This window comes from Pseudomonas sp. NBRC 111131 (assembly GCF_001320525.1).
Classification (GTDB): Bacteria; Pseudomonadota; Gammaproteobacteria; order Pseudomonadales; family Pseudomonadaceae; genus Aquipseudomonas; species Aquipseudomonas ceruminis.
This window is the reverse complement of record NZ_BCBH01000002.1, coordinates 45,549-69,494: the sequence shown is the minus strand read 5'-3', so window position 1 is coordinate 69,494 and position 23,946 is coordinate 45,549. Positions and strand designations below refer to the sequence as shown.

At 62.9% G+C, this 23,946-nt stretch carries 20 protein-coding genes, 1 pseudogene and 2 riboswitches; of the genes and pseudogenes, 9 read left to right on the top strand and 12 right to left on the bottom strand.

The window, feature by feature from the left end; translation table 11 throughout:
- Positions 1-110: 110 nt before the first annotated feature.
- Positions 111-650, bottom strand: a complete 540-nt coding sequence (locus tag APH34_RS02425) for a gluconokinase (RefSeq protein WP_054899579.1) — start codon at positions 648-650, stop codon at positions 111-113.
- Positions 651-858: 208 nt separating this feature from the next.
- Between APH34_RS02425 and APH34_RS02420 the strand changes: the two genes are divergently transcribed.
- The 4 genes and pseudogenes from APH34_RS02420 (at position 859) to APH34_RS29865 (ending at position 3,244) form a co-directional block, all read left to right on the top strand.
- A complete protein-coding gene (locus APH34_RS02420) occupies positions 859-1,878 on the top strand; it encodes a LacI family DNA-binding transcriptional regulator (RefSeq protein ID WP_054899578.1) in 1,020 nt (339 codons plus the stop codon).
- Between the two features lie 83 nt (positions 1,879-1,961).
- A complete protein-coding gene (locus tag APH34_RS29870; protein WP_256215513.1) occupies positions 1,962-2,558 on the top strand; it encodes a PAS domain S-box protein in 597 nt (198 codons plus the stop codon).
- A pseudogene (locus tag APH34_RS30250) lies at positions 2,498-2,659 on the top strand (PAS domain-containing protein); the annotation flags it as partial. The gene APH34_RS29870 and the pseudogene APH34_RS30250, both read left to right, overlap by 61 nt.
- Before the next feature lie 12 nt (positions 2,660-2,671).
- Positions 2,672-3,244: a methyl-accepting chemotaxis protein gene (locus tag APH34_RS29865; RefSeq protein WP_371263292.1), complete on the top strand. Its 573-nt coding sequence runs from the start codon at positions 2,672-2,674 to the stop codon at positions 3,242-3,244.
- Here APH34_RS29865 and APH34_RS02410 read toward each other — a convergent pair.
- From APH34_RS02410 to APH34_RS02385, 6 genes are all read right to left on the bottom strand, one after another.
- Positions 3,219-6,497: a transporter substrate-binding domain-containing protein gene (locus APH34_RS02410; RefSeq protein WP_371263288.1), complete on the bottom strand. Its 3,279-nt coding sequence runs from the start codon at positions 6,495-6,497 to the stop codon at positions 3,219-3,221. The genes APH34_RS29865 and APH34_RS02410 overlap by 26 nt on opposite strands.
- A gap of 10 nt (positions 6,498-6,507) precedes the next feature.
- Positions 6,508-7,122 (bottom strand): response regulator transcription factor, encoded by a 615-nt coding sequence (locus APH34_RS02405; RefSeq protein WP_054899577.1) that lies wholly within the window; start codon positions 7,120-7,122, stop codon positions 6,508-6,510.
- A gap of 274 nt (positions 7,123-7,396) precedes the next feature.
- Complete coding sequence (gene cobM / locus APH34_RS02400) at positions 7,397-8,149, bottom strand: precorrin-4 C(11)-methyltransferase (RefSeq protein ID WP_054899576.1); 753 nt, start codon at positions 8,147-8,149, stop codon at positions 7,397-7,399.
- Between the two features lie 32 nt (positions 8,150-8,181).
- Positions 8,182-8,592, bottom strand: a complete 411-nt coding sequence (locus tag APH34_RS02395) for a cobalamin biosynthesis protein (protein ID WP_054899575.1) — start codon at positions 8,590-8,592, stop codon at positions 8,182-8,184.
- Complete coding sequence (locus tag APH34_RS02390; protein ID WP_054899574.1) at positions 8,592-9,281, bottom strand: CbtA family protein; 690 nt, start codon at positions 9,279-9,281, stop codon at positions 8,592-8,594. The genes APH34_RS02395 and APH34_RS02390 overlap by 1 nt, the downstream gene beginning before the upstream one ends.
- Positions 9,282-9,290: 9 nt before the next feature.
- Positions 9,291-9,476 (bottom strand): CbtB-domain containing protein, encoded by a 186-nt coding sequence (locus APH34_RS02385; RefSeq protein ID WP_054899573.1) that lies wholly within the window; start codon positions 9,474-9,476, stop codon positions 9,291-9,293.
- 100 nt (positions 9,477-9,576) lie between these two features.
- Positions 9,577-9,801: riboswitch (cobalamin riboswitch) on the bottom strand.
- 67 nt (positions 9,802-9,868) lie between these two features.
- A riboswitch (cobalamin riboswitch) is annotated at positions 9,869-10,078 on the top strand.
- A 99-nt stretch (positions 10,079-10,177) separates the two neighbouring features.
- On the opposite strand from APH34_RS02385, the gene cobW reads away from it, so the two are divergent.
- The 4 genes from cobW to APH34_RS02365 are packed head-to-tail and all read left to right on the top strand — an operon-like array spanning position 10,178 to position 16,681.
- Entirely contained in the window at positions 10,178-11,245 is a 1,068-nt protein-coding gene (gene cobW / locus APH34_RS02380; RefSeq protein WP_054899572.1) for a cobalamin biosynthesis protein CobW, read from the top strand.
- A gap of 3 nt (positions 11,246-11,248) precedes the next feature.
- A complete protein-coding gene (gene cobN, locus APH34_RS02375) occupies positions 11,249-15,010 on the top strand; it encodes a cobaltochelatase subunit CobN (protein ID WP_054899571.1) in 3,762 nt (1,253 codons plus the stop codon).
- A gap of 1 nt (position 15,011) precedes the next feature.
- Positions 15,012-16,013, top strand: coding sequence for an ATP-binding protein (locus APH34_RS02370; RefSeq protein WP_054899570.1), 1,002 nt, complete (start codon positions 15,012-15,014; stop codon positions 16,011-16,013).
- A gap of 35 nt (positions 16,014-16,048) precedes the next feature.
- Positions 16,049-16,681, top strand: coding sequence for a VWA domain-containing protein (locus tag APH34_RS02365; protein WP_054899569.1), 633 nt, complete (start codon positions 16,049-16,051; stop codon positions 16,679-16,681).
- Positions 16,682-16,797: 116 nt separating this feature from the next.
- Here the strand turns inward: APH34_RS02365 and APH34_RS02360 are convergent, their stop codons facing one another.
- Positions 16,798-17,064, bottom strand: a complete 267-nt coding sequence (locus tag APH34_RS02360) for a hypothetical protein (protein ID WP_054886513.1) — start codon at positions 17,062-17,064, stop codon at positions 16,798-16,800.
- A 342-nt stretch (positions 17,065-17,406) separates the two neighbouring features.
- Here APH34_RS02360 and APH34_RS02355 point away from each other — a divergent pair, with 342 nt between their 5' ends.
- Positions 17,407-18,732, top strand: coding sequence for a sigma-54 dependent transcriptional regulator (locus APH34_RS02355; protein WP_054899568.1), 1,326 nt, complete (start codon positions 17,407-17,409; stop codon positions 18,730-18,732).
- A gap of 32 nt (positions 18,733-18,764) precedes the next feature.
- Here APH34_RS02355 and APH34_RS02350 read toward each other — a convergent pair whose 3' ends face one another.
- From APH34_RS02350 to APH34_RS02335, 4 genes are all read right to left on the bottom strand, one after another.
- Positions 18,765-20,966 carry an LTA synthase family protein gene (locus APH34_RS02350; RefSeq protein WP_054899567.1) on the bottom strand — a complete coding sequence of 734 codons (2,202 nt, stop codon included), beginning with the start codon at positions 20,964-20,966 and terminating at the stop codon, positions 18,765-18,767.
- A gap of 134 nt (positions 20,967-21,100) precedes the next feature.
- A complete protein-coding gene (locus APH34_RS02345) occupies positions 21,101-22,381 on the bottom strand; it encodes a hypothetical protein (RefSeq protein ID WP_054899566.1) in 1,281 nt (426 codons plus the stop codon).
- A gap of 48 nt (positions 22,382-22,429) precedes the next feature.
- Positions 22,430-23,176, bottom strand: a complete 747-nt coding sequence (locus tag APH34_RS02340) for a hypothetical protein (protein WP_054899565.1) — start codon at positions 23,174-23,176, stop codon at positions 22,430-22,432.
- Between the two features lie 40 nt (positions 23,177-23,216).
- Positions 23,217-23,897, bottom strand: a complete 681-nt coding sequence (locus APH34_RS02335; RefSeq protein ID WP_054899564.1) for a C39 family peptidase — start codon at positions 23,895-23,897, stop codon at positions 23,217-23,219.
- Positions 23,898-23,946 lie beyond the last annotated feature (49 nt).

The following is a 23,946-nucleotide window of genomic DNA, read 5'->3' as shown; positions in this document are numbered from 1 at the left end:
TGTGTATGCCTCGGTCTTATCGTTGTTTTTGGCGTTGCTTAAATTGAACTTTTGCCGCCATCAGGCGTCGAGGTAGCGCTATCTTTGGTGAGCCGGAAGGACCGCCAGGTTCAGGCAGTCCGCGCCAGGGTCCGCTCACCGCGTGGCTTTAGCCAGGCATCGACCTTCTCGGCCAAGGCGGTTATCGGCAGGGTGGCGTCAAGAGGGAGCGTCAAGGGCTCACCGTGGGGTGGCTCCAGGGCCGCGAACTGGCTGTCGATCAAGCTGGCCGGCATGAAATGGCCTGGGCGGGCGAGCACGCGTTTTTCCGCTTCGGCGGGGGTCAGCTCCAGAAACACGAAGGCCAGCCCCGGCATCGCTTCGCGCAGCGTGTCGCGGTAGCGGCGTTTGAGCGCAGAACAGGTGAGGATCGGGCGCTCGCCGGCATTGACGGTGGCTTGCAGTTCCTCGCCCAGACGCACCAGCCAGCCCGCACGGTCGGTGTCGTCCAGTGGGATGCCGGCGCTCATCTTGCGGATGTTTTCGGCAGGGTGGAACGCGTCGCCTTCAATCAGACGACCACCGCTGCGGGCGGCAATGGCGGAGCCGACGCAGCTTTTGCCGCAACCAGCCACGCCCATCACCACGATGGCGGACAGCGAAGAATTCATCAGTACCTCCTGCGGGGTGAGATAGCGCTGTCTCGTGCTGAACGAAACGCCATCTGCCCGGTGTTATTGATCTTATCGTTAAGCAGTATGGACGCATGGCAGGGAGCATGGGGTAGCCGCTACCAAAGATTACATTGCCTGCGTCCTGAGACAGCGCTACCTTAGTGGCCGTTCACATCCCTTGGCAAGTAGTAAAATTACAACATTCATGTCCCGCTCAGGCTCTCGTACTACCGGTCGTCCCACTCTGGCGGAAGTCGCCAGGTTATCCGGGGTTTCCCCGATTACTGCTTCGCGCGCCCTGCGTGGTGTCAGCACTGTTGCCCCGGCGCTGGTGGAAAAGGTCATTGCCGCAGCGGCGAGCCTGGGTTACGTCGCCAACCCGGCGGCGCGGGCGCTGGCGTCTGCACGCAGCCAGTCGGTCGTGGTGCTGATCCCGTCGTTGTCCAACCAGCTGTTCATCGACACCCTGGAGGCTATCCACGAAGTGATGCGCCCACGCGGGCTCGAGGTGTTGATCGGCAACTATCACTATGACAACGACGAAGAAGAAAACCTGATTCGCAACTATCTGGCCTACCAGCCGTGCGGCATGCTGCTGACCGGCTTCGATCGCAGCGACGCCGCACGGCAGATGCTGGTGGCCAGCGGTGTTCCTTGTGTGCACATGATGGAGCTGGGCGGCGAGGCGGGGGCGCTGTCGGTTGGCTTTTCCCAGCAGCAGGCCGGACGTGCTGCTGCCAGGCATCTGATCGAGCGGGGCCGGCGACGCCTGGCGTTCATCGCGGCGCAACTCGACCCACGGGTCATGCAGCGAGCAGAGGGTTTCCGCCAGACGCTGGCCGAGGCCGGCCTGGCTGCCAACGAGCTGGAGGTATTGGCACCGCAACCATCGTCAATCGCGCTGGGCAGTGAACTGTTCACCCGCTTGCTGGCGCAGGCGCCGGATGTGGACGGTATCTTCTTCTGTAACGACGACCTTGCCCAAGGGGCTGTGTTACAAGCCCTGCGTCAAGGCATTGAAGTGCCTCGCCGGGTGGCCATGGTCGGTTTCAATGATTTGCCCGCCTCGGCGCACATGGTCCCGCGGCTTACCTCGATTCGCACGCCCAGGGCTGCCGTTGGGCGAGGCGCGGCACTGGCCTTGCTGGCGTTGCTCGACGGCAAGCGTGTAGCCACCGAGCAGCAGGACCTGGGCTTTGAACTGGTGGTGCGAGAGAGTTCCTGATCGCCGAGCAATAGCAATGTGCTTGCATGCCGAGAACGCCGATCTATGCTCAGGAAACCCCGCGCATAAAGGACCCAGGCGCCATGTTCGACTTCCACCGCAAGTCAGATTTGATCGAGATTCAACGCACTCGCCAAGCCTTGGCCGACGCGCAAGCCAAGCTGGCCGCGATCAGCCGTTCCATGGCAATGATCGAGTTCTCACCTGACGGTACCATTCTCGACGCCAACGCCCATTTCTGTCAGGCGATGGGCTACAGCGTCGAAGAATTGCGCGGAAAGCACCATCGGCTGTTTTGCGACCCGGCCTACAGCAAAAGCGCCGAGTACCATGAGCTATGGCTCGAATTGGGGCAGGGCAAGGCCATCAGCGGCACGTTCGAACGGGTCGACAAGGCAGGCCGCGAAGTGTGGCTGGAGGCCAGCTACATGCCAGTGCTCGATGAGCACCTGCAGGTCACCAGTGTGATCAAGGTGGCTGCCGATATCAGCCAGCGCGTAAAGGATGAGCATGAAAGCAAGAGCTTGCTCACCGCCATCGGCCGCTCCATGGCAGTCGTCGAATTCAGCCCAGAGGGGCGGGTGATCAAAGCCAACCAGAACTTTCTGACCACCATGGGCTGTTTTGCCATGCACACGAGCGAGAATCGGCTGGCTACCGTGAGTTCTGGGCTTCGCTGAACCGGGGCGAGTATCACGCTCACCGTTTCGAACGGGTCAACAAGCACGGCCAGACGGTGTACCTCGAGGCCTCCTACAACCCGATCTTCGATAACAAAGGCCGGTTGTACAAGGTGGTCAAGTTCGCCAGTGATATCACTGCCCAGGTCAGTACTCAGCAAAGCGCTGCCGAAGCGGCTCATGCCAGCTCGGTACAGACCGATGCCTGTGCGCGCAAAGGTACCGAAGTGGTGCAGCAGACCGTTCAGGTGATCGAGCAGATTTCCCAGGAACTCAACGACGCGGCGCGTAGCATCGACGCGGTCAGCAAACAGTCGGACGTGATCGGGCAGATTGTGCTGACCATTCGCGGCATCGCTGACCAGACCAACCTGCTAGCCCTCAATGCCGCCATCGAGGCAGCCCGCGCGGGTGAGCATGGTCGCGGCTTTGCCGTGGTCGCCGACGAGGTGCGCAACCTGGCTGCGCGCACCAGCAAGGCAACGCTGGAGATCGTTGATGTGGTGCGGCAGAACCACGACCTTTCGCTTACCGCGGTGGCCAGCATGCAGTCGAGCCTGTCGCGGACCGGGCGAGGGGTTGCCTTGGCCAACGAAGCCGGTACGGTGATCATGGAGATCCAGCAGGGGTCACGGCACGTGGTCGATGCCATCAGCCAGATCAACTCGACGCTTCAATTGCACTGAGGGCTTCGGCCAGCTCGCGCAGCAAGGTTCGTAGGCTGGTTTCGAGCTGCTGGCGTAGGGCGTCGGTGGGTATCCCCTGGGCGTGGGCCTGTTCAATGGCTTCGCAATCGCGCACCACGCCGCGCACCCTGAGCATCTTGGCGCCACCTTTGATACGGTGCACGATGGGGCGCAGGTCGTTGCCTTCCGGGGTGGCGCCGAGCGCGCACAGAGCAGCAAGGTCTTCACTGGCACTTTGCGCAAGTTGCTCAAGCAGGCGTCGAGCCAATTGCTCGTCGTCCTGGGTCAGGTGACGGAGTTCGTTCAGGTTGAAACCGCTGGCCCTGGCGGCCGGTGCGCTGGGGTCAGCGCCTGCTTGTGGCAGGTGTGCTTTGAGGGCGTTCAGGCCGATCGGCTTGAACAGGCAATCATCCATACCGCTGGCCAGGCAACGCTCGCGTTCCTCGGCCTGGGCGTTGGCGGTGACACCGAGGATTCGGCAGCCGGGCAACCCGCGTTCGCGCTCCAGTTGGCGAATTCTGCGGGTCAGTTCGTGACCGTCCATGACCGGCATGCTGCAATCGGTAATCACCAGGTCGAACGCCGCATTCTGCCAGCAGGCCAGTGCAACTTCGCCATTTTTCGCCAGGGTGGTGCGATGGCCCAGGGTCGTGAGCTGTTTTTCCAGCAGCAGCAGGTTGGCGGGGTAGTCATCGACCACCAGAATGTCCAGCGGGCCGCGTTCGCCTACTTGGGCAGGTGCGTGGTGTTCATCGGGCGCGGGTGCTTCGCAGACCGATAGCAGCAATTGCACCTGCACCTTGGTGCCGATGCCCTGAACGCTTTGCAGGGTCACGGTGCCGCCCATCAGTTCGGCCAGCGTACGGCTGATCACCAGGCCCAGGCCGGCGCCCTGGCGCGCCCGCGGGCCTTCGGCTTGAACGAAGGCGTTGAACAACCGAGCCTGGTCGGCCGCGGCAATGCCAACGCCTGTATCCCGGACGCACAGCGCGACCTGCACCTGGTTGCCAGCGTTGGCTGGGGTAAGCATCAGGCTCGTATGTACCTCCCCTCGCTCGGTGAACTTGATGGCATTACTCAGCAGGTTGGAGAGGATTTGCTTGATGCGCAGCGGGTCGGCCAGCACCCAGGCTGAGCCGTTGGGCAGCTCGCTTTGCAGGTGCAGGCCCTTGGTCCTCGCGTTGCCCTCGAACACTCGCACCGTGCCGCGCACCAGCTCGACCAGGTCGGTGGCGACAGGTTGCAGGGTCATGTGCCCGGATTCGACCCGTGAAATATCGAGAATGTCGCCAATCAGGCCAAGCAGGCCAATGGCCGAATCGTAGGCGGTATGCAGGGTGAGGGGGTCACAGCGGCCGGCACGGCTGTCTTCCAGGGCCAATTCGAGCAGACCGATCACCGCATTCATGGGCGTGCGGATCTCGTGGCTCATGGTGGCCAGGAACGTACTCTTGGTCTGGCTGGCGAGCTCGGCGTCGTCTTTGGCCTGGCGCAGCTGTTCGAGCAGGCCACGGCTGAGGGCCAACTGCACCTGCAGCGCGCGCTGTGCCTCGGTACGTTGATGGATGAGCTTGCGCAGGTAACTGTTCCAGAACACCACACCCGCCAACAGCAGGGCAGACAACAGCAGCACCTGCAACACCAGCGTGCGGTAGTTTCGCCAGGGGCTGTCGCTGACCAATGAGCTGGTGCGCCAGCGATTGATCAACTGATCCAGCTCTTCCGGGGGGATGCTCAGCAGCGCCTTGTCCAGGATGGCCTGCAACTGCGGCTCGCCGGGGGTAACGGCGAAAGCCGCGATGGCTTGTTCATCGCCGAGCACACGGGCGATGCGCAATCGATCCTTGAATACGTGGCTGATGTAGTACGACGCGTTGATGTGGCTGCTGTACGCGACTTCTGCGTCGCCATTGGCCACCGCTTCCATCAAGCCCAGCGGATTGTTCACCTCGACGATCTGTGCATCCGGGTATCGCCCCTGCACATCTTCGCGCAGGTGCGAGCCATGCAGCAGGGCGATGCGCTGGCCAGGTAGGCTGCGGGTCAGCAGCGGCCAGGCAGGCTGGTTGCGGGTTACCAATACTCTGGGGCTGACCAGGTAGGGCCGGGTGTAGCGCAGATGTGTGGCGCGCTCGCTGCCGTAGCCCAAGGCACCGATCATCTGCGCCTCGCCACGTGCCACCTGTTCGACCATGGTTTGCACGCTGTCGCGCTCGATGAACCGGAACTGTAACCCGGTACGCAAACTGATCTGCTTGAGCAGGTCGACGGTAATACCACTTATGCGGTGCTGGGCGTCATTGAAGGTGAGCGGGGCCAGCGCCGTGTCCACCAGCACCGTGACGTTCGGATGGCGAGCTATCCACGCCTGCTCCTCATCGGTAAGGGCCGACAGCCGGCGCTCGAGCAACAAGCTGGTGTTGCCGCTGGTCCAGCGGCGCAGAATAGTCAGCCGCTCGCTTTCGGTGATCCTGCCCAGCGCGGCATTCACCAGACGGTGCAAGCGTACATTGTCATTGGCCATGGCGAAGGAGAAGCTGCCTGCAGGCCCTTGGCAGAAATGGTCGATCTTCAACGTACCCTGGAAGCTCTTACCGATCAGAAAGTCGGTACTGATGGCATCGCCCAGGTAGGCATCGGCCTCACCCATTTCGACTGCGGCCAGGCCGGTCAGGGTGGAGCGGTAGAGGCTCAGTTGTGCCTTGGGGTAAAGCGAGCGCGCGGACTCACCCGGCAGGTAGTGATCGACCATCGCCAGGCGCAGGCCGGCAAGGTCGGCGTCGTTTTTCAGTGTCCGTCCTTCGCGGGTGACAATGACGGGCAGATCATCAGCATAGGGAAGGCTGAGGCTGATGTGGGCATCGGCCGCCTCGAAGCCGTTGGAGCTACCCAGCAAGTCGATCTTGCCTTCACGCAGGGCTGTAATCGCTTCCTGGCGGCTGGAAAAGCGCCTGACCTCAATCGGTATGCCCAGCTGCTCGGCAATCAGCCCCGCATAATCGGCGCTGAGGCCTTCGTAGTCGGCCAGGCTGACATTGATCTCGAAGGGCGGGTAATCGGGACGCGAGCTGCCCAGTAGCAACACGTTGCGCTGCTGTAGCCATTGCCGGTCTTCAGGGGCCAGTTGCATGGGTTGCGCCGCGCTGGCGGCGCGGGCCAGCAGGTGCCGTGGCTCGCTGTCGGCAAGCGCGGCGAGCGAGCTGCAGGCCAGGGCCATGACCAGGAGCACGGCTACCGGCACGCGTGTGATCATGGCTAAACGTTCAATTGACGTTGTTGCGCTTGGCCAGATCAACCATTTCCACCAATGACTCAGTCTTGAGTTTATCCATGATGCGGCCACGGTATGTGCTGATGGTTTTGGCGCTAAGGTTCATGCACGCGCCGATGTTCTTGTTGTTTTCGCCGCGGGCCAGACGCCTCAGCACTTCCATCTCTCGATTGGACAGGCTTTCCAGGCGCTTGGGTTCGCTGTCGAGGGTATTGCTGTTGACCGACATCTGGGGAAAGGTGGAATACCCCTTGACCAGCGCCTTCAACGCAAAGATCAGGGCTTCATGATCTTCGTCCTTGGTCACGAAGGCACCGATGCCAGCATCCAGGCAGCGACGCACGTACAAGTCTGTAGCCTGCCCGGTGAGCACCATGATTTTCGGTGCCGGCTCCAGCAACTGCAGGCGCTTGATGACCTCCATGCCATCCAGGCCTGGCAGGCCGATATCCAGTACGACCACATCAGGCCGCAGTTTGGAGGCGACTTGCGTCACTTCGCTGCCATCACCGAGTTCGCCAACGACCTGAAAGCGCTCACGCTCGAGAAGCAGGCGCAGGGAAAGCCGAACGATGGGGTGATCGTCGACGATCAGCACAGTTGTCATGAAGCTAGCTCCTGTCGGAATGGGGTCAGTTTCCTGCGGTTAAACAGGAAATGGCTGTAAGGGCGTCTGCAGGGCAGCACGATACGTCCATTCCGGTCACTTGATAATGGCGAGTATAGATCTGTAGAACAAGTACGGCGGATTTGTTGAAAAGTCCTACAAAATTCCCGAAATCAGGCATAGGTCGGCCATTTTCGACGCGGCTTAGGTAGCGCCAGGCCCACCCCGGCAGGGCGGGCCAGTCGGCCTGCGGCTTCTGCCGGTCTGGCAGTGTTCAGTCCGCTGGCCGATAAAGGTGAGCATGGCCAGCGCGGTACAGGGCCGAGTTTGCGAATGGGGCGTCGCCCAGTACATGGCCCACGAGGATCAGCGCGGTGCGCCGGAAATCCTTGGTGGCGACGCGCTCGACGATATCGCCCAAGGTGCCGCGCACCCAGTCCTGGTCTGGCCAGGTGGCGCGATGAACCACGGCGATCGGGCAGTCACGACCGTAATGGACAAGCAACTCATCGACAATGCGCGCCAGGTGCTTGACCCCGAGGTGAATGGCCAATGTGGCGCCATGCCGGGCCAGGTCGCCCAGTTGCTCGCCCGCCGGCATGGGCGAGCTGTCGCCGTAACGGGTGAGGATGACCGTTTGTGCCACCTGCGGAAGTGTCAGCTCACAGCCGAGCAGCGCGGCGCTGGCGGCAGTGGCGGTAACCCCAGGGATGATCTGATAATCGATGGCCAGTTCGCGCAGGTGGCGGATCTGTTCGCCGATAGCGCCATACAGGCTAGGGTCACCACTGTGGACGCGGGCAACATCCTGGCCTTTTTCATGAGCCGCACGCATGGCGGCGATGATCTGTTCCAGGTGCAGTTCGGCACTGTTGATGACCGTCTCGGCCTGATGGCCTTCAAGCACCGCGGCAGGCACGAGGGACCCGGCATAGATGATCACCGGGCATTGGCGGATCAGGCGCTGGCCCTTGACCGTGATCAGTTCGGGGTCGCCGGGGCCGGCCCCGATGAAGTAGACCGTCATGGGAAATCCTTGCAGGTAAATAGAGGTAGCGATTATCCGCCGCAGGCGAGGGCGAGGGTAGCGGCGCCGAGCGATTGGCGCGGTACCAGCAGCATGGCGGTGCCGTGCGCGTGGTAGGCCATGGCCAATGCGGCGCTTTCGGCAACGCCCCAGCAACCTGTGTGGGCGTAGGCCACGGCAGAACGGTGACTGAGCATAGGCTCGAAGGTTTGCAACCGGCTGGGCTCGAATGCCACAAGCGGCAGATCGTGGAGCTTGGCCAGTTGCTGCAGGCCAGGCTCATCGGCTTTCAAGGCAATGCTGGCAATGCCACGCAAGGCACTGAGCGGTAAACCCTGCTGATTCAAAACCTGGCGCAGCACTGTGTCGAGGACCTCCAGCGGGCAGCCGCGTCGGCATCCGAAGCCGGCGTATAGCGCCGGCTGGGTGCATTCGCTGGCCATCAGGCCTGGCTGGAGCGGCGATACAGCCAGGCGCTGAGCAAGCCCAGGGCCAGCCAGAAAGCCGCGTTGGTGACCCATGAAGCGATCTTGAACTGGGTTTCCAGTGCCTCGGGAGCCAGGCTTTGGTGAACGTCTGGCTGTGGCGCGCCGATCACATGGGGCACGACCAGCAGAACCGCACCGAGTACCTTGAACAACCAATGCCGGGCGAACACCAACAGTGCCAGGCCGAGCGCAGTCGCGGCAGCGGTACCGATCCACCAGCTCTGTCGCTGGCCGAGGTCAGCGGCGGCGGTGCCTGGCAACTCCGGCGGCAGGCCAAGGGTGGGCGCGAGGCAAAACACGGCAAAACCGGCCAGGCCCCAGAGAGCGCCGGTGGTGACGCGGTTGGGTTCGCGCAGGCTGTACAAGGCTGCCAGGATCAGGGCAAAGCCGACCGCGACGACCAGATTACCGCCGGTGGTCGAAAGGATGCGCTGCCAGCCGTCTTCCGGCGACCAGGCTTCGTCGTTGTGCTCGTGGCCACCGGCCTCTTCGCCATGGCTGTGATGCTCGGCGGCCGGGGCTGCCGACTCATAGGTTTCCGCCTGGAGGATCAACGGTGCGACCCAGAAGCTTTGCAGCAGAGTCAACAACAGGGCTGCAAGCAGGCCGCTGAACCCGGCGGTGCGGGCAATGCGCTTGATCATGGGGCGGTCTCAGTGGCAGGGGAAGGCGGCGCTGTGACGGGTGTCGTGCGCGGCGTTATGCACCGCTTCGATGTGCGAGAAGCCGGCGAAATAGATCAGGCACAGGCCCAGCAGGCTGGCGCCGAAGGCAATAACCACGCGCTGGCTGAGGGTGACGGGGGTGGCGATGCTGTGTTTGGCGCTGGTGACGGGCATGTCGCGTTCCTCTACTTGCTTCTATTAAGGGGCAACGGGCAAGCGCGGCAGCCCCGGATGCGGATGGCCCAGGGGAATGCGACAGCGCCCGCCCACCGCGGGGTGTTCATAAGCGCCAGGCCGGTCTCCGGGCTTGCGAGGAAGAGCAGGGCTCTTGGAAAGCATCACCCTTCCCATGCCGGACGACGTGGCACAGTGGTCTGGACGCTTCGCTCGCTTACCGTTGCGGGGGCAGCACCGGCTCTGTCCGGCCCTGATCGAGGGCCTGCGACGCACCGGTTTCCCGTTTCACCCCCGTGGGGGCACCTGAACGCAAGGTGTAAGGAGAGCACGGGGGAGGGGTTGCGTCAATCGCAGCGCGCGCCAACAGTTGACCACCCGCCACCCCCCGCGTAGCCTTGCCGCTTCGAGGTTCTTCGGCCACGCCGAAGCTAAGACGGGAACGCGGTCCAAGCCGCGGCTGCCCCCGCAACTGTAAGCACCGACAACGGATCGACACTGCCACTGCGCCCTGGCGCGGGAAGGCGTCATCCGACCAGGCCTTGTTCGACCAGGCCGGGACGGTGCAAGCCAGGAGACCTGCCTCGAGACGATTTCGACTCTCAACCGGGCGGGGTGATCCGGTGGCGAACGAGCCCGGCCAGCCTGGCCTGCGGCTTTCGTCCCGCATGCCCGCGCCATCCTGCCAAGGGCAACGCGACATGAAAACACTGGCCAAGCTCCCCGTCACCATCGTTACCGGCTTCCTCGGCTCGGGCAAGACCACCTTGCTTCGGCACATGCTCGATAATGCCCAGGGCCGCCGTATTGCAGTGATCGTCAACGAGTTCGGTGAGCTCGGTATCGACGGTGAGATCCTCAAGCAGTGCAGCATCGGCTGTACTGAAGAAGAGGCCACTGGCCGAGTGTATGAGTTGGCCAACGGCTGCCTGTGCTGCACCGTGCAGGAAGAGTTCTTTCCGGTCATGCGGGAACTGGTTGCCCGGCGTGGCGACCTTGACCACATCCTGATCGAAACCAGCGGCCTGGCCCTGCCCAAGCCCCTGGTGCAAGCTTTCCAATGGCCAGAAATTCGCAATGCCTGCACCGTCGACGCCGTGATCACCGTTGTCGACAGCCCGGCCGTGGCCGCCGGTACCTTCGCCGCCTTCCCGGATCAGGTCGACGCGCAGCGCAAGCTTGACCCCAACCTGGACCATGAATCACCGCTGCACGAACTGTTCGCCGACCAGTTGGCCAGTGCCGACCTGGTGGTGCTCAACAAGGCCGACCTGATCGACGCCGAAGGCCTGGCCAAGGTGCGCGCCGAGGTTGCCGAAGAACTGCCGTCGGCGGTGAAGGTGATCGAGGCCAGCAGCGGCCGCCTGCCACTGGATGTGCTGTTGGGGGTCGGCGCGCAGTCCGAGGTACACATCGACGGCCGCCGTACCCACCATGATTCGCACCACGACGGCGACGATCATGACGACCATGACCATGATGCCTTCGATTCCATTTCCATCGACCTGCCCGAGGCCGACGAGGCCCTGCTGCTCGACGCCCTCACTCAGTTGGTCGTGGAGTTCGGCATTCTGCGCGCCAAGGGGTTTGCAGCGATCCCTGGCAAGCCGATGCGTCTGCTGATCCAAGGAGTAGGCACTCGGTTCGACAAGCACTTCGACCGCGCCTGGCGTGCCGACGAGCCGCGCATCACGCGCCTGGTGCTCATTGGTCAGGACCTGGACGCCGTGCAACTGGAAGCTCGCCTGCGCCACGCGCTGGGCGCCTGACCCATGCACCTGCTGCGGACCCAGCCCGGCGGCTTCGTGCCGGACGACAGCATCGCCGACCTCGGCCAGACACCCGCCGAGCTGGTGATTCTCTGCAGCGGCGACTCACACCTGGCGTTGCTTGCCGAAACCGCCGAGCAGTTGCCGGGTGATTTCCCCAGCCTGCGCCTGGCCAACCCGATGCAGGTGCAGAACCATGCCTCGGTCGACCTGTATGTCGACCAGGTGCTGCGCCATGCCAAGGTCATCCTGGTGTCGTTGCACGGCGGCGTCGGCTACTGGCGTTACGGTGTCGAACAACTGGTGGCGCTGGCATCGCGGGGTGTGCAACTGATTCTGGTGCCCGGTGACGACCGCCCAGACCCGGAGCTGACCGGGTTGGGCAGCGTCACCGGTGCGCCAGCCGAACGCCTCTGGCACTACCTGCGCCAAGGCGGCAAGGCCAATGCCGTGAACCTGTTCCACTGCCTGGCCAACCAATGGCTGGGCCGCGACTACCCGTGGGACGAGCCCCAGCCGCTGCCACGCACCGCCCTGTACCACCCGGCCAAGGCCAGTGCGGTGCTCGACGATTGGTATGGCCAGTGGCACCCGGACTTTCCCGTGGCGCCGCTGCTGTTCTACCGCTCTCACCTGCAGGCGGCCAATACGGCCTTCATCGACGTATTTTGCGAACGCCTGCAGGCGGCCGGGCTCAACCCGCTGCCCATTGCCGTCGCCAGCCTCAAGGAGCACGCCTGCCTGGAGCAGGTGGAGAGCTGGCTGGATGAGGTTGGTGCCGAGGTGCTGATCAACACCACCGGTTTTGCCCTGTCCAGCCCGGAGCGCCCCAATCTGCGGCCGTTCCGCCGTGACATCCCGGTGCTGCAGGCCATCTGTGCGCAGGACAATCAGCCCGGTTGGGAGGCCAGCGAGCAGGGGCTGGGTGCCCGCGACCTGGCCATGCACATCGTCCTGCCCGAGCTGGATGGGCGTATCATCACCCGCCCGGTGAGTTTCAAGGACATGGCGTGGCGTAGTGAGCGCAGCCAGTCCGATGTGGTCTGCTACCGTGCCCACCCCGAGCGCATGGACTTCGTCGCCGAACTGGCCAGGCGCTGGGTGGAACTGGCGCGCCTGCCCCATGGGCAAAAGCGCGTGGCGCTGGTGCTGGCCAACTACCCGACCCGTGACGGGCGTATTGGCAATGGCGTTGGGCTGGATACCCCCGCGGCCGCGTTGAATATCCTCAAGGCGCTGCAGGCCGAAGGCTATCCCGTGGACGGACTGCCGAGCAGCGGCACGCAGTTGATCCAACAACTGCTGGGCGGGGTGACCAACGACCTCGATCACCTCGACCAGCGCCCCTGCGCCCAGAGCCTGAGCCTGGTTGACTACCAGGCGGCGTTCGAGCGCCTGCCCGAGGCCAACCGCCGGGCCGTCCTGGAGCGCTGGGGAGCGCCCGAGCAAGACCCAATGCACCGCAGCGGCCGCATGATGGTGGCCGGCCTGCGTTTTGGCCTGACGTTCGTGGGTATTCAGCCGGCCCGTGGTTATCAGGTCGACCCTAGTGCCGTGTACCACGACCCGGATCTGGTGCCGCCGCATGGTTACCTGGCCTTCCACTTCTGGTTGCGCCATACCTTTGCCGCCGATGCGGTGATCCACGTAGGCAAGCATGGCAACCTGGAGTGGCTGCCTGGCAAGGGTGTCGGTCTGTCTGCCGAGTGTTGGCCCGATGCATTGCTTGGCCCGCTGCCCAACATTTACCCGTTCATCGTCAACGACCCCGGCGAGGGTGCCCAGGCCAAGCGGCGCACCCAGGCGGTGATCATCGACCACCTGATGCCGCCATTGACCCGTGCCGAAACCTACGGCCCGTTGCGCCATCTGGAGCAACTGGCCGATGAGTTCTATGAAGCGCAGATGCTCGATCAACGGCGCGCCCGTGAACTGCAGCGCGATATTCTTGAATTGGTCAAGGCCAACCACATCGACCGCGAACTGCAGCTTGAAGGGCCGCTCGACGATGCCACGGTGTGGTTGCCGCGTCTGGACACCTATTTGTGCGACCTCAAGGAGTCGCAGATCCGCGACGGCCTGCATGTGTTCGGTCAATCCCCGCAGGCACGGCTGCGCATCGACACGTTGCTGGCTTTGCTGCGGGTGGAGCGGGCTGATGGGCGCGGGGGCAATGCCAGCCTGCTGCGCATGCTCGCCAAGGCGCTGGAACTGGGCTTCGACCCGCTGGACTGCGACCTTGGGCAACCTTGGCCAGGCCCGCGCCCCGCGCGGTTGCAGGCCTTGAGTGACGCGCCATGGCGCACCTGCGGTGACACCCGCGAGCGCCTTGAGCTGTTGGCACTGCAGGTGATTGAACAGGCGCTGGGCGATCACCTGCAACTGCCTGGGGATGCGCAATGGCAGCCTGTGCACGAGGTAGTCCGAGCATTGCGCGAGCAGGTAGCGCCTGACCTGGATGCCTGCGGCCCCGCGGAGCTCAACGGCCTGCTTGCGGCCCTGGCGGGGCGCTTCGTGCCGGCAGGCCCAAGCGGCGCACCCAGCCGGGGGCGCCTGGATGTGCTGCCCACAGGGCGCAATTTCTATAGCGTGGATGTGCGCAACTTGCCGACCACCACGGCCTGGCGGCTGGGGTTCGCGTCGGCGAACCTCATCCTCGAGCGCCATTTGCAGGACCATGGCGACCACCTGCGCCAGCTCGGCTTGTCAGTATGGGGCACCGCGACCATGCGCACCGGGGGTGACGACATTGCCCAGGCCATGGCGCTGATGGGCGTGCGCCCGGTATGGGCCAACGGCAGCCAGCGTGTCGACGATTTCGAAATCCTGCCCTTGAGCGTGCTCGACCGCCCTCGGGTGGACGTCACCTTGCGTGTCTCGGGCTTTTTCCGCGATGCCTTCGGCAACCTGATCCGCCTGTTCGATGCAGCGGTGCAGGCGGTGGCAGCGCTGGACGAACCGGAGGCGTTCAACCCCTTGGCAGCGCGGGTGCGTAGCGAACGCGAGACGTTGCAAGCACAGGGAGTGGCCGCCGAGCAGGCTGCTCGTCAGGCCGGTTGGCGGGTATTCGGAGCCAAGCCTGGCGCCTATGGTGCCGGAGTGCAGAATGCCATCGATGGCCGCTTGTGGCACAGCCGAGACGACCTGGCCGAGGTGTATCTGAACCATGGCGGTTACGCGTATGGCGCCAGCGACGACGGCACACCGGCGCGGGCGCAGTTTGCCCGACGCCTGGGCCAGGTCCAGGCCGTACTGCAGAACCAGGACAACCATGAGCATGACCTGCTCGATTCCAATGACTACTACCAGTTCCAAGGGGGCATGCTGGCGGCGTCCGAGACGTTGTCCGGCGCGGCGGTGGCCAGCTATCACGGTGATCACAGCCAGGTCGACAGGCCGCGCATCCGTACCCTGAAAGAGGAACTTAACCGCGTCATTCGGGCCCGCGCCTTGAACCCCAAGTGGATCGATGGGGTGAAACGCCACGGCTACAAGGGTGCGTTCGAGCTGGCGGCAACGGTCGACAATCTGTTTGCCTTCGATGCCACCACGCACCTGATCGACGACCACCACTACCAGGCGTTGGCCGAGGCCTATGTGCTTGACCCAGCGACCCGCGACTTCATGCGTGAGCATAACCCCGAGGCGCTGCGCGACCTCACTGAGCGCCTGCTGGAAGCCCAGCAGCGTGGGCTATGGGAAGCCCCCGGTGACTATCGCGAAGCCCTTGAGGAGCAACTGCTCGATGGCGAGGAACAGGCTTGAAATGAGTGAACCCGTGCAATTTCCACTGGCCGCCGTCGTCGGTGCCGACGACCTCAAACTGGCTCTGTGCCTGACCGCCATTGACCCGAAGATTGGTGGTGTGCTGATCGAGGGACCGCGTGGCATGGCGAAAAGCACCTTGGCCCGTGGTTTGGCTGACCTGCTCGGCGAGGGGCCGTTCGTCACCTTGCCGCTGGGCGCCAGTGAGGAGCGCCTGATAGGCACGCTCGACCTCGGTGCCGCGCTGGGCCAGGGCAAGGCCCAGTTTTCGCCCGGCGTGCTGGCCCAGGCGGACGGTGGCGTGCTGTATGTCGATGAGGTCAACCTGCTGCCCGATACCTTGGTGGATCTGCTGCTCGACGTGGCCGCAAGTGGCACCAATCGGATCGAGCGTGATGGTATTTCCCATCGCCACAGTGCCCGTTTCGTTCTGATTGGTACCATGAACCCCGAGGAAGGCGAGCTGCGTCCGCAGTTGCTGGACCGCTTTGGCCTGAACGTGGTGCTCGAAGGTTTGCCAGCGCCAGAGGCACGCCAGCAGATCATTCGCCGGCGTTTGGCCTTCGACACTGACCCACAAGGTTTCTGCGAACAGTGGGCTGCGGCTCAGGCACAACTGCGCGAGCGCTGTCGGGCCGCGCGACAACAACTGGCGGCCATTGCCCTGGATGACCAGGCGCTGGCCTGGATCACCGAGCGTTGCTACGCCGCTGGGGTTGATGGCCTGCGTGCAGACTTGGTCTGGTTGCGTGCTGCCCGGGCACATTGTGCCTGGCGAGGGGGTGAAACGATTGAGGAGGGCGATGTGGACGCTGTGGCGGAGTTCGCATTGCGCCATCGGCGCCGCGTGTCCCCCGACGCCGTGCAGCCGTCTACCCCGCCTCCGGCCGGCCGCCAGGATACGCAAAGCCAGGGCGGCCAGGGCGATTGGGGGGCGCTGCCGGCGCAACCGGTGGCCAGCGGTGCCCGGCGCGAGGTGCCAGACTGGGCAAAAAAGCCCTGAGCATCCGCCCATCTGGCTTGAAGGTGACGGATGCCATGCCCCGGCTTGGTAAGCAGCCTGGTGCCACCCGTGGCCGGGCAGTGGCGGCCGGTATAGGTGCCGTGGCTTGGCTTCCCACGTTGCTCAAGGGCCGCCCGCGACTGCGCCAGGACCTCTGCTGGCAGCAGCGCAAGGCCCGCACTGCCGAGTTATGGCTGGTGATAGTCGATGCCTCGGCGTCGACCCGACGTCACCAGGCGCTGGCCCAAAGCAAAGGGCTGTTGGCCACTCTGTTCGACCAGGCGTATCGCCAGCGCGCCCGTTTGGCATTGCTCACGGCCAGCGGCGGTACACCGCAGTGGCAACGCCATGGCCTGAAGGCTTCGGCAGCTTTGCAGCCATGGCTGCAAGCACTGGGGGCTGGAGGGGGGACGCCGCTGATCGCCGCGTTGGAACAGGCCCAGCGTTGGTTACAAGCGCGGCACAAGGCCCACCCTCACGAGACGCAGCGCTGCCTGATCTTTACCGATGGTCGCCTGCAGCGTTGGCAGGCCGTGCAACCGCTGCCTTGTGCCACACTGCTGGTGGACATGGAGTTGGCGCCGGTTCGCCTGGGGCGTGCACGTCTTTTGGCCGAACAATTACAGGCCCAATACCAGCACCTTGAGCAGTTCAAGGTAAAGAACTGAGTAATAACCAACACAGCTGGCGCGACACTATGTCGCAATAGAAATATTACCGCACTGGGTAATTAGCGCGTGATGCAAGTGCGCGCTGGGTACGCACTTGCAAGCCACCGCGGCTATTACTTGGGCATCGACCAAGGCTGCAGGTCATAACCTTTCTGGCTCAGTTCGGCGCGCACTTCTTCGATCAGGCTGGCCCACTGGGCCGGGTCGGAATAGATGCGCGAGGAGACTTGTTTGCTGCCAATGCGGGTGCTGGTCCGGTCGATCACTGCCAGGCTCAGTTCACCAGTGCCATTGGGTGCATCCCAGGCTACGCACTGGAAGGGTTCGAATGCGTGGTCAGCAATCAGCAGTGCTTCGTTGACACGGAGCGGGGCATTCATGGTTCGGTCTCTCTGTTGGTCCCAAACATTCATATGAAGTCCGCGGTACTGCAATGTCGCTTCAGTCGATGGCGATCTGCAGCGCGGGGTTACTTGTACTGATGCTCCAAGTTAGGGGTGGAGTCACACCCGCGTTGTATTTTTTTTCATGCAATAAAGATTTTTTTCCTGCGCCGCCTGTGACGCTGATAACGTTGAAAAATTCCCGGCGTTGCGCAAAAAAGAAGAGAACTTGGCAGACAAACGGTACTGGGCGCCGTCAAGTTCGTTGCTACTGTTAAACAGGCGCCGCAACTTACTGTTTTGCCAAAAAAAACCACAAATTGGCGCCAAGGATCGGTCATGCCGGAAACCGCCTCCCTTCGCCGCTTGCTCATCGTCGACCCGTGCGACGATTGTCACCGCCTGCTTCCAGGCCTGGAAAGCGCCGGCTGGGACGTCCACAGCTGCAGCCTGGATCTGGCGTTGGAGCACCGTTGCGATATCGGCCTGTTGCGTCTGCACGCGTCGCACCTGCGCCACCCGGATGCCGTCAAGGACATGATCAAACGCAGCAACACCGAATGGATCGCGGTGCTCAACGCCGAGCAGTTGCGGATGCAGAACGTTGGTGACTTCGTCTGCGAATGGTTTTTCGATTTCCATACCCTACCGTTCGACGTTTCACGGGTATTGGTAACGCTGGGGCGCGCCTTTGGCATGGCGCGCTTGCGTGGCAAGGGTGCAGTACCGGTCGACGGGCTGGCGCACGAGCTGTTGGGTGACAGCCAACCGATTATCGAACTGCGCAAATTGCTGGGCAAACTGGCGCCCACCGAATCGCCGGTGCTCATACGCGGCGAAAGTGGCACGGGCAAGGAATTGGTGGCGCGTACACTGCACCGCCAATCACAGCGTTGCGAGATGCCGTTCATTGCCATCAATTGCGGGGCCATACCGGAGCATCTGATCCAGTCCGAGCTGTTCGGACATGAGAAAGGAGCCTTCACCGGTGCGCATCAGCGCAAGGTGGGCCGCATCGAAGCGGCGCATGGTGGCACGTTGTTCCTCGACGAGATCGGCGACCTGCCGCTGGAGCTGCAGGCCAATCTGCTGCGGTTCCTGCAGGAGAAGCATATCGAGCGGGTCGGGGGTAGCCAGCCGATACCGGTTGATGTACGGGTGTTGGCAGCGACCCATGTCGACTTGGAAAAAGCCATCGAGCAGGGGCGTTTTCGTGAGGACTTGTACTACCGGCTGAATGTGCTGCAGGTGGTGACTGCACCCTTGCGCGACCGGCATGGTGACCTTTCGATGCTGGCCAACCATTTTTCGCATTTCTACAGCCTGGAGACAGGCCGCCGGCCGCGCTCGTTCAGCGATCACGCCCTGGCAGCCATGGGGCGCCACACCTGGCCGGGCAATGTTCGAGAGCTGGCCAACCGTGTGCGGCGGGGGCTGGTGTTGGCCGAAGGCCGGCAGATCGAAGCCCAGGACCTTGGCCTGCAAGAGCTGGAGCGCGAGGAGCAGCCGCTGGGCACCCTGGAAGACTACAAGCATCGGGCCGAGCGCCAAGCACTGTGTGACGTACTGGACAGGCACAGCAACAACCTGAGCATTGCTGCCAAAGTGCTGGGGGTATCGCGCCCGACCTTTTACCGCCTGCTGCACAAGCATCAGATCCGCTAACCCCCGGCAATTACAGCAGCACAGGCGGCGGATCAGCTCGATTGGGCAATATGCCCGTCAGACAGATCCTCAAGCGGTTCTTCCTCGCCCGGCAGCGCCGTGATCACACTGAACTCACTGACCTCGACCTCGCCACCGCCATAGCCCAGCAAGTGGAAGGAGAATGCTTTGCGCAGCGTCGGGTTGTCGAAGCCGAACTCCATCTCCAACGGCTCGTCGGCGGTTACCCGGATCTCCTCGGGCAAACCCAGTGCTACATCCTGTTCCCGCTCCTTGGCTTTAAGCTGTATATAGGCAGCGTGCTGCGGGTCGAGAGCACGCACCTTGACCCGTACCCGGGTGTGCGAACCTTCTGGCATTTCCAGGTACTGCGCGCCAATCAGGTTATCTGCCCAGTCATCACGAATGCGTGCCTGTAGCTGGATCGGCGACGGCCCCCCGAACTGGTAACGCAGGTTGAGCGGGGTTTGCAGCAGGGACTGGTCGAGCACACCAGCAAGGCCGGCGATCTGCTGCCCCAGGACATTGTCGCCAAGGCCGAGGTATTGAGCCTGGTCGGCGATGAACCCCTCACTGGCATAGCGACGGCAGCGCTGCTGGAAGTCGCACTCGGTGAGGACGCCCTGGCCGTCGTGGTACCGCAGCATGCCGTTGGTGTACGAGATCATCTCCCGGCCACTGTCGTAGTCGCGATACAGGGAGCGGCCCGCCAAAGCGACTGGAATCGGCAGGGCAAAGTAGTCGAGCAGCGACGTGGACAGGTCAATGTGGCCATAGGTGCCTTGCTTGATGCGTGGCAATTGCGCCTGTTCGGGGGCCAGGGTCAGGTTGAAACCCCAGGAAGAAGCCAGGCGTACGCCGTCGATGCCGTGTGATTCGTCCGAGGTCACGACGACCAGGGTGTCCTTGAGCACACCCTGGCGCTCGAGGCTGTCGAGGAACCCACCGATCGCATCGTCCAGGTAAGCTACCGCCGCTTGTTTGGGGGTGTCATAACGCTCCAGGTAGTCGGCGGGCGCCGAGTAGGGCTGGTGGGTGCCCACGGTCAGCAGGGTGAGCATCCAAGGGCGCTGCTGTTGCCGCAGTTGGCCCACGTAGTCAAGGGCACCCTCGAAGAACGCCCGATCATCCTTGCCCCAGGGGAACTCCAGGTAATTGTCATTGCTGAACCATTCCAGGCCATGAACCGCGTCGAAGCCGATGTGCGGCATGATGCGGTCCTTGGCCATGAAACGCAGGCCCGCGCCCTGCAGGTAATGGGTGGTAAAGCCGGCCTCGCGCAGTTGCGCCGGCAAGCAGGCCTGGTTGCGCTGGTGCTGGGTGAGCAGTTCCACACCTTTGGGCGTGCCATTGGCCAGCTTGTCGTAGTCGCCGCACAGCATGGCATACAGGCCGCGAATGGTCTGATGGGTATGCACGACATAGTCGGGCGTGTTCATACCGCGCTCCGCCCAGTGGCTGAGCTTGGGCATCAGATCTTCTTCGAATCGGCTGTGCAGCGCCTGGCGATTGGGCCGTACATAGGCGCCCGGGATGCCTTCGAGGGTGATGACCAGCAGGTTGCGGGCACTACCGGGGGCGCTCAGCAGTTTCTGGCCATGCAGGTCGGACTGGGTCAGGCCACTGCTGGGCAGTGGGGTGACTGGTTGTTGCTGTCCGGCCCATCCAAGGGCGCGGTACTGCAGGTTGGCAACGCCAGCGGAGAGTAGCTGGTGGGAGAGGTTGTACTGACGCCACTGGTCGGCATCGGAGGGGACCAGGCGCTGGCTGCCCCAATGCAGGCCGAACAGTACCAAAGGCACGGCCAAGGTGCTCAGTGGCAACCGTGCAGCCAGTCGTGCACGACTGCGCCACACGCTGACCGACCAGCTCAGCAGACCTGCAGCCAGCAAACCGGGTAGCCAAGGGTGGGCCAGCCCGCCACCGGTGGAGTTCTCCATGAATTGGGGGTCGAACAGATAGCCCAGGTCGGCGCTGGTCGGTAGCCGGCCAACGGCACTGACCAGTTCGGCTGACGCCACCCACAGCACGGCCCATGCCAGCAGCACAGGCGCGGCGAGCCACCAGGGCCGGCCGTGCAAAAGCACCAACAGCAGGATACCGAGCGCCAGGTCTGAGATAAAGCCGAGCGGGTTGGACCACCCCAGAAGCGCGCGCGCAGCAAGGGGAATCACCAGCACCAGGGACGCCAGGGCGACGAGCCGGGTATGCGGGTGGCCGAGCAGGTTTTTCACGAAAACTTTCCTTAATTGCCGTTAAAACGTCACATAACTGTGAGTGATGATAACAGGCTGGGGTCAGGAAAGCCGGGGGCTACAAGGTTGGTTACCAAAAGCCGAGCCCGCACCGCGGGCCCGGCCTGGCAAGGTCAGAAGTAATACGGGAATTTCAGGCTGAAGGAGAAGTCCGGTGCGTCGTCGGTCAGGCCGATCGACAAGTTGGGCACGATGGTCAGGTTGTTGCTGGCGGCGAAGGTCAAGCCGATGTTGAAGTTGGCGGCGTTGTAGTCGCTGTTGCTGATCGACTGCCAGTCACCGCCATCGGGTTTGATCTTGCTCTTGCGGGCGAACTGGTCGGTGACCGAGAACGACATGCTCATCTTCTCGTTCAAGGCGAATGCAATACCGCCGCCGATCTGCCAGGAGTCGCCGAGTTTCACGTCGCCCGGCACCTTGGTGTTGACCGTGGGGCTGATGTCGCTGAACGAATCCTGCATGTTGTAGGTGTAGGACAGGCTACCGAACAGCACGGCCGGGTCGAATGTCTTGACCAGCGAGATGCCGGGCGTGATCGCCCACACACCGTTGCCGGTCGGCAAGTCTTCTGGAATGGCCAGGTTGTCGTTGCCAGGATCCTGGATGAGCTTGATGCCGTAAGGGTCCTTGCCGGTCGGCGCTTTGACACGCAGCGTGGCCACCGCATCAGGCCAGCTTTCCGATTCGTCGATGAACTTGTAGGCCACGCCGACGTTGATGTCGCCGATGGTCGGGTCACGGGTGACGGTGCCGTCCGAACTCACCCCGGCAGCCCCCCCGGCACCGCCGGAAGAGTAGGTGGACTCACGATAGACGACCGGAACGTTGATATCGAACTGCCAACGCTGGTCGACGTTGTAACGGGCAGTCAGGTCCAGGGTCCAGTTGTCCGCCTTGATGCGGTCGATATTGATATTGCCGAGGAAAATCGAGTCGAGCGCCAGAAAGCCGTTGAGCGTCAGGGCACGGGTGTCGTAGTGGGTGTAGGTCAGGCCGGTCTCTACGCTGAACTTGCCGCCCCCAAAGAAACCGCTGGCCTCGTCATAGAGGTTGGAAACGCTTTGCGCCGGTTCCGAGTCGTCCTTGAGCGATTGCCCATAAGAGCTGGACGAGCTGCCTGGCGCACCGGACGCCACCGTCTGGCCGCCCTTGACCCCTTCGCTTGGCGACTTGGTCAGGCGCCTCGGCGCCGGAGCGGGCGGTGCTTCTTCGACCTGGCGCAGGCGTTGTTCCAGTACCATCAATGCATTCTGTTGGGCTTCGTAACGTTGTTTCAGCGCGATAAGTTCTTGTTTTAGTGCTTCAACCTGTGGGTCGGATGCCGCTTCAAGCAGGCCAGCCGGAGCCAAGGTAGTCAAACAAACGATAGCTCTCAACGTAAACATACGATGCATGGATTAGCCGTCCCTTCTGACTACTTGTTCGATGAGACTGAGCGTAGATCAGTATCCGGAATTGCGAAGGCCTTTGAGCTGATCAAGATTGGCGTTCATCGGGCCGGCAGCGGCGGGGCCGTCGCGCAGCACCACATTGAGCGAGGTCAGGTTGCGCACCTGGTTGCCGGCGCCCAGCAGGGTAGCGTTCTGCATCAACCCACCTTGGGCCAGTCGTTGCATGGTGCTGCCCTGGTTGTTGTTGGCAACGATGTCGAGCTGCACGCCGGAACCTGCAGCCGAAACGCTCAGTGAACCGGCACCGTTGGCGCCTACCAGGGTCGAGCCTGCGGCCAGAGCCTGGCCCTGCGGCTGCACGGCGGGTGCTTCGTTGCCCTTGCTGACATTGATGTCGACGTTGTTGTAAGCCGTGTTGTAGTCGCCGGCAGCGCGTACCGCCTGGGTCACGCCTTGGGTGGTATTGAGGCCGCCGCCACCGGTGACGGTGCCAGTGCCGGGGTTTTGCGGCTGTGAGGAGCCATTGCCTTTCTCGTTGATCATCGATACATAGAACTGCGGCTTGATGGTGTTTTGCTGGATCTGCATCGAGGACGTTGCGCCAATCACTTCGCCGTTGGCGTTTTGCCAAGTGCTGGTCATGACGATGCCAAAGCTGACGATCCGCCCTGGTAACACATAACGCCCGCGCAAGTTCGCCAGCTCCTGATCCTTCAGTTCAATGGGTTTGAACGTCTGTGCCTGGGTCGGCAAACTGGCGGCCAGGCAAATGGCAGCCAGCCACAGTGCAGTCTTCATGGGATGCTCCTGGACGTCTTGGGCGTCATGCCCCTTGTCATTAGAAGAAGTCGCTTTGGATAAAGCCAAAATCCATCAATTCCGCGTCCTTAACCGGGCTGAAGTTATTGATGCGGTTCTTGGCGCTGAGCGGCAGCGGTGGGTCGAGCAGGGCGTTGGTCTTGTCGTAGCCCTGGCCGATGATGGCGAAGATGATGCCGTTCCAGCCTTTGACGAAATCGTCGATCTTGAAGCGTTTGTGGCCCAGAACCGGATCACCGATGTACACCCAGCCACGGTCGACCTTCTGCATCACGACGAAGTGCTTGTAGCCGCGGATGTCCATCAGCACTACCACCGGAATGCGAATGTCGTGCAAGGTCTCGGGAGCCACTCGGTAACCCCGTGCACGCATGCCCAGGCTTTCCACGTAGCGTTTCATGTCGAGCATCGAGAAGCCTTGGGTGCGCACCAGGTCCTCGTCGGCGTTGGCCAGCATGCCTTCGATGACGTGTTGCTCGTCCACGTCCAGCCAATAGGCCTGGCGCAGGATGGTCGCCAGCGACGCGGCGCCGCAACTGAAGTCGGTCTTCTGTTGCACCAGGTCGGCGAACTTGCGTTCGCGTATGCTCTGGATAGGCTTGTAGATCACCGCGCCGCCCGGCAGGACGGATAGCGGCATTTGGGCTGCCTCGCTCACACTGGCCATGCACAGCAGCAATGCCAAGGCGATAATGCGCATGTTCGATGCCCCCGATGAATACGGTTGAAAGAAGGCCCCCCGAAGGGGG

What these genes read in the sequence shown, in the direction of transcription:
- APH34_RS02425 (WP_054899579.1), bottom strand. Translation starts at nt 650, where the DNA reads ATGAATTCTTCGCTGTCCGCCATCGTGGTGATGGGCGTGGCTGGTTGC.
- APH34_RS02420 (WP_054899578.1), top strand. Translation starts at nt 859, where the DNA reads ATGTCCCGCTCAGGCTCTCGTACTACCGGTCGTCCCACTCTGGCGGAA.
- APH34_RS29870 (WP_256215513.1), top strand. Translation starts at nt 1,962, where the DNA reads ATGTTCGACTTCCACCGCAAGTCAGATTTGATCGAGATTCAACGCACT.
- APH34_RS02410 (WP_371263288.1), bottom strand. Translation starts at nt 6,497, where the DNA reads ATGATCACACGCGTGCCGGTAGCCGTGCTCCTGGTCATGGCCCTGGCC.
- APH34_RS02405 (WP_054899577.1), bottom strand. Translation starts at nt 7,122, where the DNA reads ATGACAACTGTGCTGATCGTCGACGATCACCCCATCGTTCGGCTTTCC.
- cobM (WP_054899576.1), bottom strand. Translation starts at nt 8,149, where the DNA reads ATGACGGTCTACTTCATCGGGGCCGGCCCCGGCGACCCCGAACTGATC.
- APH34_RS02395 (WP_054899575.1), bottom strand. Translation starts at nt 8,592, where the DNA reads ATGGCCAGCGAATGCACCCAGCCGGCGCTATACGCCGGCTTCGGATGC.
- APH34_RS02390 (WP_054899574.1), bottom strand. Translation starts at nt 9,281, where the DNA reads ATGATCAAGCGCATTGCCCGCACCGCCGGGTTCAGCGGCCTGCTTGCA.
- APH34_RS02385 (WP_054899573.1), bottom strand. Translation starts at nt 9,476, where the DNA reads ATGCCCGTCACCAGCGCCAAACACAGCATCGCCACCCCCGTCACCCTC.
- cobW (WP_054899572.1), top strand. Translation starts at nt 10,178, where the DNA reads ATGAAAACACTGGCCAAGCTCCCCGTCACCATCGTTACCGGCTTCCTC.
- cobN (WP_054899571.1), top strand. Translation starts at nt 11,249, where the DNA reads ATGCACCTGCTGCGGACCCAGCCCGGCGGCTTCGTGCCGGACGACAGC.
- APH34_RS02370 (WP_054899570.1), top strand. Translation starts at nt 15,012, where the DNA reads ATGAGTGAACCCGTGCAATTTCCACTGGCCGCCGTCGTCGGTGCCGAC.
- APH34_RS02365 (WP_054899569.1), top strand. Translation starts at nt 16,049, where the DNA reads ATGCCCCGGCTTGGTAAGCAGCCTGGTGCCACCCGTGGCCGGGCAGTG.
- APH34_RS02360 (WP_054886513.1), bottom strand. Translation starts at nt 17,064, where the DNA reads ATGAATGCCCCGCTCCGTGTCAACGAAGCACTGCTGATTGCTGACCAC.
- APH34_RS02355 (WP_054899568.1), top strand. Translation starts at nt 17,407, where the DNA reads ATGCCGGAAACCGCCTCCCTTCGCCGCTTGCTCATCGTCGACCCGTGC.
- APH34_RS02345 (WP_054899566.1), bottom strand. Translation starts at nt 22,381, where the DNA reads ATGCATCGTATGTTTACGTTGAGAGCTATCGTTTGTTTGACTACCTTG.
- APH34_RS02340 (WP_054899565.1), bottom strand. Translation starts at nt 23,176, where the DNA reads ATGAAGACTGCACTGTGGCTGGCTGCCATTTGCCTGGCCGCCAGTTTG.
- APH34_RS02335 (WP_054899564.1), bottom strand. Translation starts at nt 23,897, where the DNA reads ATGCGCATTATCGCCTTGGCATTGCTGCTGTGCATGGCCAGTGTGAGC.